Consider the following 14,407-nt stretch of genomic DNA (forward strand, 5'->3'; position numbering starts at 1 on the left):
GGGTCATTATCCGCAGGGGGTTTGCGGGCGGGATCTGTGGTGGCCGTCCGTGCCGGATCGGTAGTGGCCGTCCGTGCTGGATCAGTGGTGGCTTTCCGTGGTGAGCACGGAGGCGGCCGCTGGGCCTCCCGGGGGAGTCTGTGACCACGAAGAACGAACACCGACCCACCACCCCCTCGGGAGAAGCCATGACCACCGGAATCAAGACCGTCCTGCACCCCGTCTCCGACCTCGCCAAGGCGAAGGCCGTGTACGCCGCGCTGCTCGGCGTGGAGCCGCAGACCGACGCGCCCTACTACGTCGGCTTCGACGTCGCGGGCCAGCACGTGGGCCTGGTGCCGGGCGGCGGCCCGCAGGGCCTGACCTCGTCCCTGGCGTACTGGCACGTGAGCGACATCGAGGCGAAGGTCGCGGAGCTGACCGCCGCCGGGGCCACGGTCCTCCAGCCCGCCCAGGACGTCGGCGGCGGCCGCCTGGTGGCGACCCTCTCCGACCCGGACGGCAACCTCATCGGCGTCCTCCAGGACTGACCGCACCGGCCGGGACCGGAAAGGCCCCGGCCGACCCCACCCCCCTCGCGAAGGACGGCACCCCGTGACCACTCCGCCCCGCTCCCCCGCCGAACGCCGCCGCGACACCGAGCACCGGCTGACCCACGACATCGACCTGTGGGTGGCCAGCGCTTCGGCGGACGGCGTGCCGCACCTGGTACCGCTGTCCTTCGAGTGGGACGGCGAGACCCTCCTGCTGGCCACGCCCGCAGCGAGCCCGACCGGCCGGAACCTGACCTCCGCCGGGACCGCCCGGCTCGGTCTCGGCCTCACCCGCGACGTGACGCTGATCGAGGGCGAGGTCGAGGTCCTGGAGCTGGACGCCCTGCCGAAGGAGCGGGCCGACCGGTTCTGCGCACGAACCGGCTTCGACCCCCGGGCACTGACTACTGCGTACCGCTGGTTCCGCGTCACCCCGCACTCGATCCAGGCCTGGCGCGAGGCCGACGAACTGCCGGGCCGGACACTGATGCGGGAGGGGAACTGGGTGGTCTGAGCGCGCCACCGGCCCGCCCTCGGGCGGGACGAGGTCGGCGAACCGTTCCCCCCGGGGGCGCGGGCGGGTCGTCTCCGCCCGCGCTCCGGACGCTCGCTCACACAGGCGGAGCCTCCACCTCCCTTTCCGGCTCGGGGGCCGGGGCCTGTTGGGGCAGGGGGGTGCGCATCCGTACCGCCTCCGTGTCGGCGTCGTTGTGGCGGGTCGCCCAGTTCTCCAGGGTGGTGCGGCACGCGTGGTCGAGGTGGTGGACGGTGGTCAGGTCGAGCTCTATGGGGCGGTCCTGCGGCAGCGCCTCCAGTGTTTCCAGGATGCGCGGCAGGCGCAGGAAGGTGGCGTTGCCGGTGAGGGTGACGATGAGCCGGCCGCCGGTCAGTTCCCGTACGTGCACCTGCACGTGGGAGGTCTCCCAGGCGACCTTGACGATCGCCAGGGCGAGCCCGATGAGCACGCCCTCGAACATGTTGGTCACGACGATCGCGATCGCCGTGGTGGCCAGTACGAGCGCTTCCCCCCGGTGCGCCCGTGCCAGCGGCACGAGGTCCTTGACCGGCAGCAGCTTGAACCCCGCGTGGATCAGGACGCCCGCGAGGGCGGCCAGGGGGATGATGCCGAGCGCTGCGGGCAGCAGGACCGCGAAGAGGAGCAGCCAGCCGCCGTGCACGACCCGGGAGAGCGGGGTGCGCGCCCCCGCCTGGACGTTGGCGGAGCTGCGGACGATGACGGCGGTCATCGGCAGCGCGCCGAGCACGCCGCAGACGGTGTTGCCGACGCCCTGGGCGACGAGTTCCTTGTCGTAGTGGGTGCGCGGGCCGTCGTGCATGCGGTCGACGGCCGCCGCGCTGAAGAGGGATTCGGCGGAGGCGATGAGCGTGAACGCCAGGACCGTACCGAGGACGGCGAGGCTGCCCAAGTTGGCCAGGTCGCTCGCGCCGGGCGGCTGGACGGCGTGGAAGAGGCCCTTGACCGTGACGTTCTCCAGCCGGAGCGGGAGGACGAGTCCGGCCACGGTCGCCAGGGCGACGGCCGCCAGCGGGGCGGGCACGACCCGTACGGCGGCGGGCAGCTTCGGCCAGATCACGAGCACGGCGATCGTGCCGAGCCCGACGGCGGCGGCGGTGAGTGCGGCCGGCGAGGTGACCGTGTCGGCGGCCAGCCCCGGCAGTCCGGTGAACTTCCCGATGCCGGACAGGGGTTGGTCGGCGCCGGTCATGCTGTAGAGCTGCCCGAGGATGAGGACGAGCCCGATGCCGGCCAGCATGCCCTGGACCACGGACACGGAGATGGCACGGAACCAGCGCCCGCACTTCAGCAGCCCGAGCCCGATCTGCAGCACGCCGGTGAGCAGCACGATCGCGCCGAGCATGCCGAGCCCGAACTCCCGTACCGCTTCGAAGACGAGCACGGTGAGCCCGGCGGCCGGGCCGCTGACCTGGAGTGCGCTGCCCGGCAGCAGTCCGACGACGAGCCCGCCGACGATGCCGGTGACGAGGCCGAGTTCGGCGGGGACTCCGGAGGCGACCGCCACGCCGACGCACAGCGGCAGGGCGACCAGGAAGACGACGAGTGAGGCGAGGAGGTCCTGTCGGAGGACGCCTGGTTCACGAAGCGCGCGGTAGGGCGCGCGGAAGGAGGAGGTGAGGGTGGACTTCACGGTGGGGGTCCTGTCGTGAGAAGCGGGCCGGACGTCGGGGTTCGGCCGTTCTCACAGCGGGACGAATGCAGGCCGCACGCCTGCGGGTCGAAGGTCGGCGCCGGTGGTCGGAGCGTGCGCCGTCACGGTCCCGGTGTGCACCTCGTAGTACCAGGCGTGCAGTGTCAGCGAGCCGTCGGCGATGCGCCGGGCTATGCAGGGGTAGGCCCGCAGCCGCTCGACTTGTGCGAGGACGTGCGCCTGTACGGCTTCGGCGACGTCCGGTGTGGCGGGGGCGACGGTGCGCACGGCACCCTCGGGGTCGACGGCGTGCTCCAGCCAGTCGCGTACGGCCGGTACGGACGACAGGTCCTCGCCGCGCACCAGCGCGCCGACGGCCCCGCAGTGCGAGTGCCCGCAGACGACGACGTCGCGGACGCCGAGCACGCTCACCGCGTACTCGATGGTGGCGGCCTCCCCCTGCGGGAGGGGTGCCTGGTACTCGGGCACGACGTTTCCCGCCGTACGGAGTTCGAAGAGTTCGCCCGGGCGGGCCCCGGTGATGAGGGCGGGTACGACCCGCGAGTCGGAACAGGTGATGAACAGGGCTTCGGGCGACTGCCCGGCGCGCAGGGCCTCGAAGGCCGCTGTGTTCCGAGGGTCCGCGACATGGGTGGCGGCGAAGGAACGGGCGTTGTCGATCAGTGACTTCATGGTGGCCTGCCTCCTGCGTCCCTGCCGTGGGGGGCGGACGCGGTGTGGTCGGGTCGATGGTCTTACGGGAAACAGCCTTCAGGGCTCCCGTGACTCTCACTTTGCCATCACATTAACCTTTGATGACAGGGCCTATTCCTGCCAATTTTTGAGTAAATACCGTCCCTGAACTGGGAGTTGGTCAAGTTCTCAAGCGTTGGTCAATGTTCGATCGACAGTTTTGGCGAGAAAGTGAGCACATTCCGCTTACTTTCGCGCTGCTTGCGCGGCAGCCGTCAAATGACCGGTGTCCCGCCCCCCGGAAATCGAACAGCGCACGGCCGGAAGTCGACTCCGGCCACCCCCGCACCATTGATCGACCGAGGCCCCACCCGCTTCGATGTCCCCTGCCGGACCGCCTGTCGCGGCCCGGTCACCGACGAGGGGGGAACGAGAAGCCCGTGAGCCACTCCCGAAGAACCGCATCCGCAGGTACGTCCCGAAGACACCGGACACGACGCCGGACACCCGGCACTGCCGCGCTCATCGGCGTCGCAGCACTCACCGGCGTCACCCTGTCCGCCCCGGGCACCGCCCACGCCGCCCCGGACCCTTCGACGATCGAAGTGACGCCGGGCCGGGGCACCTCGACCCCGGCGCTGGTGCGCGGCCTCCGCGAGGCCGCGCCCGCCACCGGCAGCGCGCCGGACGCGGCCCGGACGTACCTGAGCCGCCAACAGGGCCGCTACCGCATCGCCGACCCCATCCGCGACCTGACCCCGGCGGGCAGTACGGCCACCGGCGGCCAGGAGACCGTACGGCTCCAGCAGAAGCACCGGGGGGTGCCGGTGCTGGGCGGCCAGTACGTCGTACGGATGGAACGCAAGGGCGGCGAGCGGGTCGTCACCGGCACTTCGGGCAAATACTTCACCGGCCTGACCGCGAGTACGACGCCGCAGGTCGAGGCCGCGCTGGCGGTCGAGCGCGCGGTGGACGCGACCCGCACCCGGCTCACCGAGCGGAAGTTCTCGGACGAGGACCCGGTGCTGGAGGGCACCGCACGCGGTCTGGTCGTCCTCCCGCAGGGCCCGGGCGTCCTCACCCACCACGTCACGGTGCGCGGCACCGACCCCGCGAGCGGCGAACCCGTGCTGAGCGAGGTGTACGTCGACGCACGCGCCGGGTATCCGGTGCTCCAGTACAGCGGCATCAAGACGTTCACCGCACCGCGCGCGGCGCAGGGGAAGCCGCCGCTCCGGGCCACGCAGGGCAGCGGCACCAAGCTGGACGGCAAACCCGTCACTCTCGACGTCGAGCGCGACGAGACACGCGGCCTGTACGTCCTGCGCGACCGCACCCGCCTCCCCCAGGACGACGGCTACGACCGCACGCTCTCGACCTGGGACGCACGCGGCAAGTGGGCGAGCGATGTGTCCGGGCGCTGGCCGGAGGGCATCCAGGAGTTCTCCTCCCCCACCCCCGCCTTCGGCGCGGACGCCACCGAGGCGGGCGCGGTCGACGCGCACTGGGGAGCGGCCCAGGTCTTCGACTACTTCAAGGCCAAGCACGGCCGCGACAGCCTCGACGGCCGGGGCATGACCATCAACTCCCTAGTGGGCATCAGCAGTTACGGCATGCCGTATGTGAACGCCTTCTGGGACGGCCAGAAGATGGTGTACGGCATCGGCGACGAGGAGTACCTGCCGCTGTCGGCCGGCCTGGACGTCGTCGGCCACGAGATGACGCACGCCGTCGTCGAGACGTCCGCGAACCTGGTCTACGCGGGCCAGTCCGGCGCGATGAACGAGGCGATCGCCGACTACTTCGGGAACGCGATCGAGACCGCCGCGTACGACGTCCCGGTGACCGACCCCGAGTCGGGCCTGGTCGGCGACCGCCTGTGCCGCACCAAGGGCCCGCGCGCGTGCGCCCTGCGCGACCTGGGCGACGGCCGCACCACGACCGGCTCGTTCGTCGGCGTGGGATACGCCAACGACAACGGCGGCGTCCACCTCAACTCCACGATCTTCGGCGGCGCCCTGTGGGACGCCCGCAAGGAACTGGGCGCCGACCTCGCCGACCGCATCGTCTACAAGGCACTGACCCAGTACCTCACCCCGGTCGACGGCTTCACCGAGGGCCGCACGGCCGTACTGGCAGCAGCGAAGGACCTGAAGGTGACGGCCGCCCAGCAGAAGGCCCTCGCCCGCGCCTTCACCGCGCACGGCATCGTCCCCGGCTGGGAGCAGGCCCTCGGCATCGATTCCGAGAAGCTGTTCGGCCGCGTCCAGACCGCCGACACGCACCTCGGCGCGGGCGGCGGCTGGTGGGCGGCCTCGAAGTCGAACGAGTCGGGCTCGGAACCGTACTCCGTGTGGGCCGGACGCGTCGACGGCAAGGGGCAGAAGCTCCTGATGAGCCCCAACGACGGCCGCTACCACGTCAATCCGGCCACCGACGGCAAGACGGTGGTCTGGCAGGCGGTCGGCCCCGGCGGCACGGAGGTCCTGTCCCGGCCGATCGCCGGCGGCGTGATCAAGAAGCTGTGGGAGGGCCGGGCCACCGGCAGCTCACTCGACGTCGACGGCGACCTGGTGGCGTTCGACTACTACAACCACGGCGGCCGCACGGGCGTGAAGTACCTGAGTCTGAAGGACCCTTCGAGGATCGAATCGATCGGCGGCGGCACCTACCACCGCGCGCACGGCTCCTCGGCACGCAACGGCAAGGTGGCCTACCAGGAACGGCGCCGGGTGTCCCTCACGAGCACGAGCACGGGCACGGGCACGGACACGACACGCGCCGCCGAATACTCCCTCGCCACACGCCTCCTCGACGTCGCGACCGGCGAGAACATCATCGTCCAGGAGAACCCGAGCGGCACCAGCCTCGGCCCGACCGCCCTCAACGGAACCCACCTCTTCTGGCTCCTGGACGACGGCTCGGCGGAAGGCAGGACCACTCTGCGCCGCGCCGACCTCTCCGGCACCAACATCGTCGACCTCACCCCTCAGACGGGCCCGAACGCCCTCAACATGTACGATCTGACGGTCTCCTCGGACACAGTCACCGTCGGCGCGTACGTCCCCGACACCGAGATCCGGAACGAGTCGACCGCCAAGCTCCACCAGTTCGCGGCCTCGGGCGCACCGGACCCGTACAGGGGCCGCGTCTCCTGCAACCGCGGCGAACAGACCGCCGCAGCAGCAGCATCCGGAACCCAGGTCATCTGGCTCGACGCGACAACCGGCACCCCGGACGTCGTGACCCGAAAGTCCCCAAGGGGTCGCTGCGGCTAGCGCCCCTTCAGGGGCGGGACCGGGGCGAAATCGGGGGTCCGGGGGCGGAGCCCCCGGCCTCCACCCCAACCCACCCCCACCCACCCACTAAGCTGCAAGAACTCCACGGGGGAAGCCGGTCAAAATCCGGCGCTGACCCGCAACGGTAGGCGGACCCCAAGACCCCGCAAGCCCGATCACCCGCGGAGCGACCCGCACGAGTCAATTCGCCGTGGACTGCGAAAGACGCTGCACCGAAGGCGTCCCGCACGCCCCGGCCCGCCGCTTCCCTCGCCGTACCCCCACGGCCCGAGGCGAAAGCGATCCTGCCCCGTGGCCACCTCCGTCTCCACCGCACGCCATCCCGTCACGGCACGCACCGGCCCCGCGCCACCCCGCCGAATGCCCCTTCCCCTCCTCGTCCCCGCCCTCCTCGCCGCGACACTCGTCTCCCTCGTCTGCGGCGCCGGCCTCGGCGCGTCCGGCCTGACCTGGTCAGAAGTCCTGCGCTACCTGTGGGCGGGGCTGAGCGGCGGCTCCATATCCCCGGACGAGGTCCCCGCGTACACGATCGTCTGGGAGCTGCGCTTCCCCCGCGCCGTCCTCGCCGCCGTCGTCGGCGCGGGTCTGTCCGCGATCGGCATCGCCGTGCAGGCCATGGTCCGCAACGCCCTCGCCGACCCGTTCGTCCTGGGCATCTCCTCGGGCGCGGCCGTCGGCGCGAACGCCGTCCTGCTCTTCGGGGCGCTCGGCGCACTCGGCGTGTGGGCGCTGTCGACAGCGGCCTTCGTCTCCGCGCTCGCCGCGATGGCCCTCGTGTACGCCGTCGCGCGCACCCCGCGCGGTCTGACACCTCTGCGTCTCGTCCTCACCGGCACCGCCATGTACTACGGCTTCTCGGCCATCACCACCTTCATGGTGTTCGCCGCCGAACGCGGCGAGGCGGCCCGCTCCGCCATGATGTGGCTGCTGGGCAGTCTGGGCGGCGCGAGCTGGGGCTCCGTGCCCATCGCGGCCGTGGCGGTGTGCGGGGGTCTGGCCCATCTCGCGTGGTCCGCGCGCCGGTTGAACGCCCTCGCGATGGGCGACGAGACCGCCGCCGCGCTCGGGGTCGACGCGGGCCGGTTCCGTAAAGAACTCTTCGTCGTGTGCGCGGCCGTGACCGGTGCGGTGGTCGCGGTCAGCGGGGCGATCGGCTTCGTGGGGCTGATGGTTCCGCATGCGGTACGGATGCTGGTGGGCGCCGACCACCGGCGGCTGCTGGCGGTGGCACCGCTGCTCGGCGCACTGCTGCTGATCTGGGTCGACGTGCTGTCGCGCACCGTCCTCGCACCCGTCGAACTGCCGGTCGGCGTGCTGACGGCGGCGGTCGGGGTGCCCTGCTTCGTCCTGCTGATGCGGCGCAACTCGTACAGCTTCGGGGGCGCGTGATGCGTACTCGTCACCGTGTCGCCGGAGGTGCCTGATGCGTACCGAAAACAACGGCTCCGGAGGTGCCTGATGCATATCGAAACGACAGCCCTCTCCGTCGAGATCTCCGGCGCCCGCCTCGTCCAGGACATCTCGCTGCACGCCGCCACCGGCCAGTTCGTCGGGCTGGTCGGTCCGAACGGCAGCGGCAAGTCCACCCTCCTGCGCACCGTCTACCGCGCCCTGCGCCCGACCTCCGGCAGCGTCCTCCTCGACGGCGACGACCTGTACGGCATGAGCGCGCGGGAGAGCGCGCGCCGGCTGGCCGCGCTGCCCCAGGAGGCCACCACCGAGTTCGACTTCACGGTCGCCGAGGTGGTCGCGATGGGCCGCGTCCCGCACCAGCGCGCCCTGGCCCGCGCCACTGCCGAGGACCTCGACACCTGCACCACGGCCCTCGCCCAGGTGGGCGCCGCGCACCTCGCCGACCGGGGTTACCTCACCCTCTCCGGCGGCGAGAAGCAGCGCGTCCTGATCGCCCGCGCGCTCGCGCAGCAGCCGCGCGCCCTGATCCTCGACGAGCCCACCAACCACCTGGACATCGCCCAGCAGCTGGAGGTCCTCTCCCTGGTGCGCGGCAGCGGCCTGACCGTCCTCACCGCACTCCACGACCTCAACCTCGCCGCGCTGCACTGCGATCTGCTGTACGTCATCGAGTCCGGCCGCATCGTGGCCTCCGGCCCTCCGCACGACGTGCTGACCCCGGACCTCCTCGCGGACGTCTTCGGCGTACGGGCCCACCGTGTCCGGCACCCGGAGACCGGCGCGGTGCAGCTCCTCTTCGACCGCCTCCTGCCCACCCCTTCCTAAGGACCCCCGCACCTCATGCGCACCCGCACCCTCCCCCTCGCCGCACTGCTCCTGACCTCCCTGGTCTCCCTCACCTCCCTCACTGCCTGCGGCGCCCAGGTCACCGACGCCAAGCCCGACGCCAAGCCGTCCGGCGACTCCCACTACCCCGTCACGATCACCAACTGCGGCGAGAAGCAGACGTACACGAAGGCCCCGCAGCGGGTGGTCACGAACGACGTCGGCATCACCGAGATCATGTTCGCGCTCGGCCTGGAGAAACACATGGCGGGCTTCGTGATGCCGGACGACAAGGGCGACCTGACCTCCGTCCCCTGGAAGGACGGCTACACGAAGACGAAGTGGCTCTCCAAGAAGCAGATCAACAAGGAGATGGCCCTGGACGCCCGCGCCGACCTGGTCTTCGCGGGCTGGAACTACGGCTTCAACGAGGGCGAGGGCTTCACCCCGCCCGACCTGAAGAAGGTCGGCATCGGCTCCTACCTCCTGAGCGAGTCCTGCCGCAACGGCACGAACGCCCAGTCGCGCGGCGTCATGCCGCCCCTGGACGCCCTCTACACGGACCTGCGCAACCTGGGCCGTGTCTTCGCGGTCGAGGACCGGGCAGAGTCCCTGATCACAAAGTTCCGCAAGCAGGTGGCGGACGCGGAGTCCAAGGCCCTGAAGGGCGCGGACCGCCCCCGCGTCTTCCTCTACGACGCGGGCACGGACAAGCCGTTCACCTCGGGCCTGTACGCGGCGCCGCACGACATCATCACGCGGGCGGGCGGCGACCACGTGATGAAGGACCTGAAGGACAGCTGGGCGACGGTCGGCTGGGAAACGGTGGTCGAACGCGACCCCGAGGTCATCGTGATCAACAACTACGGCGACACCACGGCCGCCCAGAAGCGCGCCTTCCTGAAGTCCTACGCCCCACTCAAGAACGTCTCCGCGATCAAAAACGACCGCATCGTCGTCCTCGACTACGCAGAACTGGTCGAAAGCCCCCGCAATCCGGAGGCAATCGCATCTCTGGCGGCGAACTTGCGCAAGCTGATGGGCAAGTAAGCGACGGCTTGACAACCGGCGTTGTCAGTCCCTGCGGGCACACTGACGCCATGAACACCACCGAGCCCGCATGGGTGGAGTCGCTGGGCGGCCCCCTGATCGTCGTCCCCGTGTCAGTGTTGCCCGCCTGGCACGGCTCGACATCGTCCGAATCCACCACGCCCCCGGACGACTACGACCGCGCCTGCGCGGTGGACGACGCCCTCTCCGCGGCGATACCCGTGCACGGCACAGGCGTACAGGCCCTGGTCCTGGCCGACGAACCCGCCACCACCTGCTACCTCCCCGAGCACCGGGCCTTCCTCCGCTGGCTGGGCGCCGAGTCGACGGAAGACCTCATATCAGCGGCGGAGACCGTGCTCGCCGACCCCGCCACGGCGTGGGACGACTGCGGCTCCTGGACGACGGACGGACCGGCTGTCCTCATGGACGCCGTCGCATCGGGCTCCGAAGTCTCAGCCTCGGAACCTGACTTCGAACAGGCCCCGGTGCCGGTGCCCGCCGGCCGGTGGCGGGTCCGTGCAGTCCACACCGAGGTCGACGCGGGCACCTGGGTCGGCCTGGTCCAACTGCTCCCGCCGGAAAGCTGCCCCGACGCGCCGTCGCCCGGCGACGGTGAACTGGTACTCCAGGCATGGGGGCAGGTCACCGCGTGGCTGGAGGCACATGCCCGGGTTGCGGCTGTCCCCTTCCTCCTCGGCCCCGCCGGGATGGAGCGTGTTCATGGGGACCGCGTGCACCTGGCGGAATCGGTGGCCCGAGCAGCACCCGAGGATCCCGGCTTCGTGCTCTGGCGCAGGGAGTGGGTGCCGCTTGCGGCGACGGCCGACGACTACGCCGGGGCGTTCCTCGACACCAGCACCGGAGCCGTCGGTTCCTGGAGCGAGGCCGAGGGGGCGACCGAGAACACGTACCCCTCGCTGGCGGCCTTCCTCCAGGACCTGGCGGACGGCATGCCGGGGTTCGGACGGCCTGTGCACCCACGCCCCGAGGACGCCCCGCTGCGCGACTGGGCCCATGCGAACGGCTTCCTCGTCAACGATCGGGGCCGCGTCCCGAGCTCGATACGGGAGGCGTACGAGAGGGCTGAGGGCCATCGGGAGTGACGCAGGGGCGCCCTGCAGGCTCCCGCCGAACCCATCGGCCTCAGGCGATGAAGCCCCCGTTCGGCGTCCGGCCGAAGGCCGCCGCCAGGACGGGAGCCAGGTCCGCCTCGGGGACGGCGGCCCGTACCTCGGGAAGCACCCGGGCGAAGTCCTCGTCCGTGATGACGCCGAGGTGCTCCTGCCTCAACCCGTATATGACCTGCACGAGTTCCGGCCGGAGCCCCATCCAGTCCCGGCTGGTGCGGACCTCCTCCGCCACCTGTTCCATGAACCACCGCATGACCTCGTACGGAACGTGCACGTGCCCCGCGCCCGGATCGAAGCACACGGTGGGTTCCCGGGCCGGGTCCTCGTCGGGGACGATCGCGAGCGCCACGGTGCGCTGGTCGGCGACGCGGTCCAGTTCCAGGTACCAGGCGTCGTCGGGCACGGAGTAGAGGACGGTGATCGCATAGTCGCCGTCGGCGTGCGGGAGATGGGGCATGTCCGCATGCTGTCCGGCCGGCGCACCGCCCGCTACCCGATTTTCACCACCCTCGCCCAGTCCGGTGGGCCCGACGGGACGTAGTCCGGGTCGTCCTCGTCCCAGGAGGAGTTCTCGTACGGGCGGTCGAAGAGGCCGACCACCGTGCGGCAGGAGGGACGGGCGGACGGCCACGGCGTGTGGCCGTCGGTGAGGGCCACGACCACGTCCGGGCGCGGGCGGGTCCGCAGTGCCGTGGCGAATCCGGTACGGAGATCCGTTCCGCCCCCGCCCACCAGCGGAATTCCCTCCGCCCGGCACAGGGCGTGCACGGTCTGGGGCGCCGCGTCGCAGGACAGCACCGTCACCAGGTCGCGTCGCCCGCCCACCGCCCGCGAGATCGCGGCGACTTCGAGCAGGGCGCTGCCCAGTTCCGCGTCGCTGACGGACCCGGACGTGTCGATGACGACCGTCACCCGGGGCGGCACCCGCCGCAGGCTCGGCAGCACCGCCCCGGGCACGCTCACCGAACGGCGCGAGGGGCGCCCGTACGAATAGTCGTCCCCCGCCCCCGACCCCGAGGCCGCCGAACGGATCGCCGCACCGAGCAACTCCCGCCACGGCTGCGGCGGGTGGAACGCCTCCTCCGCCCATCGCTTCCACCCCTCGGGAGCGTTGCCGGGTCGGGACGACAGCCCCTGGGCGACCCGGAACCGTACGGCGTCCCGTTCCTGGGCGTTGAGGCCGTGGGCGCCGTCGGGCCCGAGGTCCCAGGGGCGCTCGCAACCGTCGGCGCCGCTGCCGCAGTCCAGCCAGGTGAGGTCGTCGGTGCGCTGGCCGAGACGGAACTGGCGGAGGTAGTCCTCCATCAGCTCGCCGTCACCGAGGCCCAGCCGCTTGGGGGTGACGGCCCCTTCCGGCTCCACGAGTCCGTCCCCGAACGCGTCGTCGTTGATCTCGCAGTCGGCGGCAATGTTCATGCGCAGCCGGTCGCCGGGACCGGTCAGGTCCCGGGCGCGGGCCACACGGTCGCTGCGGCCGTGGTGGTCGCGCAGCAGATGGGACACCTCGTGCACCCACACGGCGGCCAACTCCTCGACGGGGGTACGGTCGACGAACCCCGGGGAGACGTAGCACCGCCAGTACCGGTCGACGCCCATGGTGGGCACGGCCCGGGAAGCGACGGGGTGCAGCGCGAAGAGCGCGGTGGCGAGGTAGGGCCGCGCGCGGACGGCTTGCAGCCGGGCGGCGAGCAGCTTGTCGAGGTCGAGGTCGAGGGGGGTGTCGGGAAGCGGGCCCGGGCCGGGAACATTCCGGGGCTTGGGCTTGGGCTTGGGCTTGGGCTTGAGCTTGGGCCCGGTCCAGGGCTTGGGCTTGGGCTTGGGCCCCTGGCTCGGGGCGGCCACCTGATGCGGACCGGGACCGGGACCAGTACCAGGACCGGGACCGTCCCCCTCCCCCGCCGCCCCCTTGGTCGACGGGGCCGCCCCAAGGGGGCGGAACGGGCGGCCCGACCGATCCGGGCCCGCCCCGGCACCGCCCTCTGCCCGCACCCCCGACACCGGCCCGCCCCCCGCAGCCTCTCCCCTCATCGGCCCGCCTTCGCCAGCGCCGCCACCCGGCCCGCCGCCCGATCCGCCCGCCGCGAAAGCTGCACGACCCCCGCAAGCCGCTCGATCGACGCCGGTACGTCCCATTCCTCCTGCCGCAAGGAAGCCAGCGTCGTCGCCGGCACGACGACCAGGTCCGGCGCCCCCGTCTCCATCGCCCGCACCAGCACCTCCCACGCCGCATCCCACCGCGCCTTCTCCGGGCGCTTGCGGACCGCCGCGACCACCCCGTCCAGCACCGCCTGCCGCAGATCCCCCCGCTCCGGCAGCTCCGCACCGGCCGGGTCGGCGAGGACGGACTCCGGGTCCGGCAGGTCCATCCGGTCCACGCTCGCGAGGAGTTCGAGCCCAGGACCGTCCCCGACCGTCCCCCTGACCAGCAGCGACAGCACTTCCCGCGACGCCCCCGCCGCCGTCGCGAACGCGATCAGGCTCAGCGTCATGTCCCAGCTCCGGGGCGACGGCCAGGCCCCGCCGCGCCGCGTCTCACTGTTGGGCAGCCGGTGGACGAGCTCAGGCCTGACCTCCAGCAGCCCGCACACCGCGCGCCGCGCGAACGCCACCGCCTCCGGCAGCTTCCGCGGATCGAGCTGCGGCAGGCTCGCGCGCGGCCACGTACCGCCGAGCCCCCGTACGACGACGTCGTGGTCGTGCGTCCAGTACAGGTGCACGAACCGGTTGGCGAGCGGCGGACTCAGCTCCCACCCGTCTGCCGCCGAGGAACGCGGGTTGGCGGCGGCCACGATCCGTACACCGGGCGGCAGCCGCAGCGCACCGACGCGCCGTTCCAGTACGAGACGCAGCAGCGCGGCCTGCACTGCGGGCGGCGCGGTGGACAGCTCGTCCAGGAACAGCAGCCCGCGCCCCGCCTCGGCGAGCCGCACGGCCCAGTCCGGCGGGGCCATCGGAACGCCCTGCGTGGCGGGATCGTCGCCGATGACGGGCAGCCCGGAGAAGTCCGACGGCTCGTGGACGCTGGCGATGACGGTGGTCAGGGGCAGGTCGAGCGACTCTGCGAGCTGGGTGAGCGCGGCGGTCTTGCCGATACCGGGCTCGCCCCACAGCAGTACGGGCAGGTCGGCGGCGACCGAGAGCGTCAGAGCTTCCAGCTGAACGTCCGCGCGGGGCTCGGTGCTGCTCGTCCGGAGCAGGGCCAACAGGTCCTCTGCGACGTCCAGCTGAGGGAGAGAAGGGGCATTTACTGACATACGGCATCACCTCTGGGTACGAGAAGGAACCACCGGACG

General features: G+C 71.8%; 12 protein-coding genes and 1 riboswitch. Of the genes, 7 read left to right on the plus strand and 5 right to left on the minus strand.

Annotated elements, in window-relative coordinates; translation table 11 throughout:
• The first annotated feature begins 188 nt into the window (after positions 1–188).
• Together IE269_RS15870 and IE269_RS15875 are read left to right on the plus strand one after the other, a co-directional pair.
• On the plus strand, positions 189–530 hold the full coding sequence (locus IE269_RS15870) for a VOC family protein (RefSeq protein ID WP_189823588.1): 342 nt from the start codon (positions 189–191) through the stop codon (positions 528–530).
• A gap of 64 nt (positions 531–594) precedes the next feature.
• Complete coding sequence (locus tag IE269_RS15875) at positions 595–1,047, plus strand: pyridoxamine 5'-phosphate oxidase family protein (protein WP_189823589.1); 453 nt, start codon at positions 595–597, stop codon at positions 1,045–1,047.
• A gap of 97 nt (positions 1,048–1,144) precedes the next feature.
• Here the strand turns inward: IE269_RS15875 and IE269_RS15880 are convergent, their stop codons facing one another.
• Together IE269_RS15880 and IE269_RS15885 are read right to left on the minus strand one after the other, a co-directional pair.
• The gene (locus tag IE269_RS15880) at positions 1,145–2,701 is read right to left on the minus strand and encodes a SulP family inorganic anion transporter (protein WP_189823590.1); all 1,557 of its coding nucleotides are present in this window, start codon (positions 2,699–2,701) and stop codon (positions 1,145–1,147) included.
• 51 nt (positions 2,702–2,752) lie between these two features.
• Positions 2,753–3,394 carry a carbonic anhydrase gene (locus tag IE269_RS15885; protein WP_189823591.1) on the minus strand — a complete coding sequence of 214 codons (642 nt, stop codon included), beginning with the start codon at positions 3,392–3,394 and terminating at the stop codon, positions 2,753–2,755.
• 440 nt (positions 3,395–3,834) lie between these two features.
• Between IE269_RS15885 and IE269_RS15890 the strand changes: the two genes are divergently transcribed.
• The 5 genes from IE269_RS15890 to IE269_RS15910 all read left to right on the plus strand — a co-directional run bounded on the left by IE269_RS15890 (position 3,835) and on the right by IE269_RS15910 (position 11,087).
• Entirely contained in the window at positions 3,835–6,672 is a 2,838-nt protein-coding gene (locus IE269_RS15890) for a M4 family metallopeptidase (protein ID WP_229897739.1), read from the plus strand.
• Between the two features lie 108 nt (positions 6,673–6,780).
• Positions 6,781–6,854, plus strand: a riboswitch (cobalamin riboswitch).
• 130 nt (positions 6,855–6,984) lie between these two features.
• A complete protein-coding gene (locus IE269_RS15895; RefSeq protein ID WP_438817560.1) occupies positions 6,985–8,082 on the plus strand; it encodes a FecCD family ABC transporter permease in 1,098 nt (365 codons plus the stop codon).
• A 69-nt stretch (positions 8,083–8,151) separates the two neighbouring features.
• On the plus strand, positions 8,152–8,931 hold the full coding sequence (locus IE269_RS15900; protein ID WP_189823594.1) for an ABC transporter ATP-binding protein: 780 nt from the start codon (positions 8,152–8,154) through the stop codon (positions 8,929–8,931).
• A gap of 15 nt (positions 8,932–8,946) precedes the next feature.
• Entirely contained in the window at positions 8,947–9,981 is a 1,035-nt protein-coding gene (locus IE269_RS15905) for an ABC transporter substrate-binding protein (RefSeq protein WP_189823595.1), read from the plus strand.
• A gap of 50 nt (positions 9,982–10,031) precedes the next feature.
• Positions 10,032–11,087: an Imm21 family immunity protein gene (locus IE269_RS15910; protein ID WP_189823596.1), complete on the plus strand. Its 1,056-nt coding sequence runs from the start codon at positions 10,032–10,034 to the stop codon at positions 11,085–11,087.
• A 40-nt stretch (positions 11,088–11,127) separates the two neighbouring features.
• Here IE269_RS15910 and IE269_RS15915 read toward each other — a convergent pair whose 3' ends face one another.
• The 3 genes from IE269_RS15915 to IE269_RS15925 form a co-directional block, all read right to left on the minus strand.
• On the minus strand, positions 11,128–11,571 hold the full coding sequence (locus tag IE269_RS15915) for a hypothetical protein (protein ID WP_189823597.1): 444 nt from the start codon (positions 11,569–11,571) through the stop codon (positions 11,128–11,130).
• 32 nt (positions 11,572–11,603) lie between these two features.
• Positions 11,604–12,806 (minus strand): vWA domain-containing protein, encoded by a 1,203-nt coding sequence (locus IE269_RS15920; protein WP_229897791.1) that lies wholly within the window; start codon positions 12,804–12,806, stop codon positions 11,604–11,606.
• A 332-nt stretch (positions 12,807–13,138) separates the two neighbouring features.
• The gene (locus tag IE269_RS15925; RefSeq protein WP_189823599.1) at positions 13,139–14,368 is read right to left on the minus strand and encodes an AAA family ATPase; all 1,230 of its coding nucleotides are present in this window, start codon (positions 14,366–14,368) and stop codon (positions 13,139–13,141) included.
• Between the last annotated feature and the right edge of the window lie 39 nt (positions 14,369–14,407).

It is taken from the genome of Streptomyces spiroverticillatus (genome assembly GCA_014650415.1).
In the GTDB taxonomy this organism is placed as follows: Bacteria; Actinomycetota; Actinomycetes; order Streptomycetales; family Streptomycetaceae; genus Streptomyces; species Streptomyces spiroverticillatus.